This is a genomic window from Bacillus sp. C30, assembly GCF_040838255.1.
GTDB classification, from domain to species: domain Bacteria; phylum Bacillota; class Bacilli; order Bacillales; family Bacillaceae_G; genus Bacillus_A; species Bacillus_A mycoides.
Genome location: NZ_JBFPJH010000282.1, coordinates 1 through 4,312, shown reverse-complemented (window position 1 = coordinate 4,312; position 4,312 = coordinate 1). Strand labels below are relative to the sequence as shown.

The 4,312-nt window shown below is 37.7% G+C and carries 6 protein-coding genes; all 6 read left to right on the top strand.

Translation table 11 applies throughout. The features are described from left to right. Positions 1–70 precede the first annotated feature (70 nt). Positions 71–823, top strand: a complete 753-nt coding sequence (locus AB3X49_RS18505) for an IclR family transcriptional regulator (RefSeq protein ID WP_016101114.1) — start codon at positions 71–73, stop codon at positions 821–823. A 14-nt stretch (positions 824–837) separates the two neighbouring features. Then, positions 838–1,551 (top strand): 5-oxoprolinase subunit PxpB, encoded by a 714-nt coding sequence (pxpB, locus tag AB3X49_RS18500; protein ID WP_137077241.1) that lies wholly within the window; start codon positions 838–840, stop codon positions 1,549–1,551. Continuing rightward, entirely contained in the window at positions 1,542–2,531 is a 990-nt protein-coding gene (locus tag AB3X49_RS18495; protein ID WP_016120458.1) for a 5-oxoprolinase subunit C family protein, read from the top strand. Before pxpB ends, AB3X49_RS18495 begins: the two co-directional genes overlap by 10 nt. An 18-nt stretch (positions 2,532–2,549) precedes the next feature. Beyond that, a complete protein-coding gene (gene pxpA, locus AB3X49_RS18490; protein WP_087996056.1) occupies positions 2,550–3,323 on the top strand; it encodes a 5-oxoprolinase subunit PxpA in 774 nt (257 codons plus the stop codon). Between the two features lie 34 nt (positions 3,324–3,357). Further along, the gene (locus tag AB3X49_RS18485; protein WP_002127994.1) at positions 3,358–4,053 is read left to right on the top strand and encodes a DUF969 domain-containing protein; all 696 of its coding nucleotides are present in this window, start codon (positions 3,358–3,360) and stop codon (positions 4,051–4,053) included. A gap of 1 nt (position 4,054) precedes the next feature. Next, on the top strand, positions 4,055–4,312 hold a 258-nt coding region (locus AB3X49_RS18480), incomplete at its 3' end, for a 5-oxoproline transporter, DUF979 family subunit (RefSeq protein WP_367963894.1).

Genomic DNA, 4,312 nt, shown 5'->3' with positions numbered 1-4,312 from the left:
ATTTTAAATTATATGTTTGTTTCAAAAAACGGAATTGAAGTTCCGAAATTCGGAACAAAAAGGAGATAGGATGAGTATAAATAAAACGGCAGTTAAGACAATGGATATTTTAGAGTTGTTTTATGAGCATGAGGAGCTAAGTTTAACAGAGATGGTTCAGCTTACAAATATGCCGAAAACATCTGTTTATCGTTTAATTGGCTCGTTAGAAGAAATGGATTTTTTACAAAAAACAGAAAAGGGCAAGTATCGTCTCGGAGTCGTTTTTTTACGATTTGGTCAACTTGTTTCACAAAGATTATCCGTAAGAAATATTGCGATACCTTATATGAAAGAGCTTAGAGATAGTTTAGGGCAGGCAGTGAATTTAATTATTCAAGATGGTAATGACGCAATTTATGTTGAGAAGATGGAGGGAGTTCAGCCAGTACGTGTTTATACGGCGGTTGGAAGAAGGGCACCACTGTATGCGGGTGCATGTCCGAGAATTTTACTATCGTATTTTTCTGAGGAAGAGAAAAGAAAGTACGTAGAGGAAACGGATTTAAAGCAGTTTGCAGATGGAACGATTGTGAATAAGGAGCATTTGTTAGAAGTATTACATATGGCGAAAAAAGAAGGGTACACAATTAGTTATTCTGAACTAGAAAATCATACAGCGGCTATAGCAGCACCAATTTTTGCAAGTGATGGAACGGTTGTAGCCGGCATTAGTATTTCGGGATTAGCAATTGAGTATAGCGAAAGTAACATTTCATATTTTACTGCGAAAGTGAAAGAAACAGCATACCGCATTTCGAAAGAACTCGGCTTTTTGGCATAGAAAGAGGGAGTGGGATGAAATTTTCTGCGTTAGGGGATCAAGCAATTATTGTTACATTTGGTGAAGAAATTAGGATGGATATATATGGAAAAGTGCAACGGTTATTTCAAGCGCTGAGGCGGCATCCATTTGCAGGAATGGTTGAATGCGTTCCGTCGTTTACTTCATTAGCGGTGTACTACAATTTGTACGAAGTATGGAAGGGAAATGATAGAAATATAAGACCATATGATTACGTTTGCCAGTATATACGGGAGCTGTGTGATTCTTATAAAGAAGAAGTGAACCGAGATGTGAAACATATTTCTATACCAGTGTGTTACGGGGGAGAATATGGACCTGATTTAGAAGAAGTTGCGCATTATCAAGGCTTACAAGTAGAGGATGTTATTCGAATACATAGTGAAACAACATATTTCGTGTACATGTTAGGTTTTACACCTGGATTCCCTTATTTAGGGGGATTATCAAAAGAACTAGAAACACCTAGAAAAGAAACACCACGGTTACAAATCGCTCCTGGTTCAGTAGGGATTGGCGGAAATCAAACGGGTATTTATCCGCTTGAAACACCAGGAGGCTGGAATATTATCGGCCGAACACCTATTTCTCTATTTAATCCAAAAGAAGAAACACCAACATATATTCAAAGTGGTATGTATTTACGATTTATACCAATAACAAAAGGAGAGTACGTATCGCTTGAGGGGGCTAAAGAATGGATGTAGAAATTTTGCATGCAGGAATGTTTACAACAGTCCAAGATTTAGGACGATTTCATTATCAACAATACGGTGTACCTGTTGGCGGGGCTATGGATAAAAATGCGCTCAGGATGATTAATATGTTAGTAGGTAATGAGGAGAATGAGGCTGGACTCGAAATTACAATAATGGGACCTAAATTGTTAATAAAGAAAACGACATTGCTCGCGATTGGCGGTGCGGATATGGAACCGTTATTAAATGGAGAACGCATTCCATTATGGCACCCTATATTAGCTGAAGAAGGAAGCATGCTTTGCCTCGGAAAAGCGAAAAGCGGTTGCAGAGCATATGTGACTTTTGCGGGCGGTATAAATATTAATCGTACGATGGGAAGTAAAAGTACTTACATACGTGCTGCTCTTGGCGGTATTGAAGGGAGAATGCTGAAAAAAGGAGATTATTTTCAAATTGGTACAGGGGCAGAAGTTGCAAGTCGTTTCATTCAAAATTTACAAGAAGAAAAGCGTATAAAAACGAAGTGGGCAATTTGTAACAATGCTTTACCAAAATATAAGAAGCATCCTATTCTTCGCGTCATAACAGACTTTGAATATGATCAATTTACAGAAGAAAGTATAAAGTCGTTTTTTTCAAAAGAGTATAAAGTGTCCAATTATGCTGATCGCATGGGATATAGGCTTGACGGAGATGTTTTAAATAGAGTTGAAGAGATAGAAATTTTATCGAGCCCAGTTACATTCGGAACAATTCAAGTACCAAATGGTGGACAGCCTATTATATTAATGGCGGATAGACAAACGACAGGTGGTTATCCGAGAATTGGAAATGTAATTTCAGTAGATTTACCTCTTCTAGCGCAGCTGAAACCAGGAGACTATGTAACTTTTGAAAAAATAACTATGGAAGACGCTGCACAATTATATATAAAGCAGGAAACAAGTATGAGTCTATTAAAGAAATTCATCGCTTTACGAAGCTGAGATTAGGAGGAAAACATCGTGACTACAATCGATTTAAACTGTGATTTAGGAGAAAGTTTTGGAGCTTATAAAATGGGGAATGATGATGAAATTCTTCCGTTCGTTTCCTCTATAAACGTTGCTTGTGGTTTTCATGCTGGTGATCCGGCCGTTATGCGGCAAACGGTTGAAAAAGCTCTGCAGCATAACGTAGCAATAGGGGCACATCCTGGATTTCCTGATTTAATTGGATTTGGGAGAAGGAACATGCATGTTTCAGCAAGTGAAGTATACGATTATGTTTTATATCAAATTGGCGCATTAGACGGATTTGTTAAAGCTGCTGGAGGGAAAATGCAACATGTAAAACCGCACGGTGCCTTATATAATATGGCGGCAACTGATTCGGAAATTGCGGATGCAATCGCAAAGGCAATTTATCATATTAATCCTGGATTATTACTTTACGGATTAGCGAATAGTGAGGCATTTATAAAGGCAACAGAAAAATATAATATAACTCTCGTACAAGAAGCTTTTGCTGATCGCACGTATAAGCAGGATGGAACTTTAACGAGCCGTACAGAAGAAAATGCTCTTATAAAAAATGAAGATGAAGCGATAAAACAAGTACTTCAAATGGTAAAGGAAGGGTATGTAGAATCGGTTAATGGGGAGAAAGTAGCAGTTCAAGCGCAAACGATATGTTTACACGGGGACGGAGAGAAAGCAGTCCAATTTGCGGAGAAAATATACAGAACATTCGAACTTAATGGTATTTCTATATGCGCACCAAATAAAGTGAAACTTTAATTAGCGGGATTAAAAATGAGAGGAAGTGTTAAAATTGGTGAAATTAATTGGGATTTTACTTGTTGCGGTTGGGTTTTTATTTAGGCTAAATACACTGTTAGTAGTTATGGTTGCGGGTATTGTTACTGGTATGGTTTCAGGCTTAAGTTTTTATGATGTGATTAGCATGTTCGGTAAATTTTTCATAGAAAACAGATATATGTCTATGCCAATCATATTAACTTTACCGGTAATCGGAATTTTAGAGCGTTATGGTTTAAAAGAAAGAGCAGAAGCACTTATAACGAAATCAAAAGGAGCAACAACTGGAAGAGTATTAATGTCATATTTTACGATAAGAGAATCATCAGCAGCACTTGGACTGAATATTGGTGGTCATGCGCAAACGGTAAGACCACTTGTTGCGCCAATGGCAGAAGGAGCTGCGCAAGGTAAATATGGTAAACTCCCTGAAAAATTGAGAGAAAAGATTAAAGCAAACGCAGCAGCTGCGGAAAACACAGCTTGGTTTTTCGGAGAAGATATTTTTATCGCAACTGGTGCCATTTTATTAATGAAAGGATTCTTCGATTCAGTAGGTATGCATGTCGGTGTATGGGATATGGCGCTTTGGGGCATTCCAACTGCGATATCGGCACTTATTGTGAGCTGGATTAGGTTTAGAAGGTTTGATAAGTATATAGAGAAAACAATGAAGGCAGAAGAAAACCAAGAGAAGGAGGCTATATAAGATGAACATCATAACAATGGATACAATTTATTATGTATTAGGTATAATTGTTGCATTTATCGCTGTTCGTATTGCATTTGATCGTGAGCATCCAAACCGATTCGGTTCTAGCTTATTTTGGGCATTGTTTGCAGTTACATTTATATTCGGAAATGTAATCCCTTCATTTTACGTTGGTTGTATTGTGCTCGCTATGGTCGTGTTAGCTTCATTGAATAAAGTAACAAAATCCGAGGAAAAAGAAGTACCAGTACAAGAA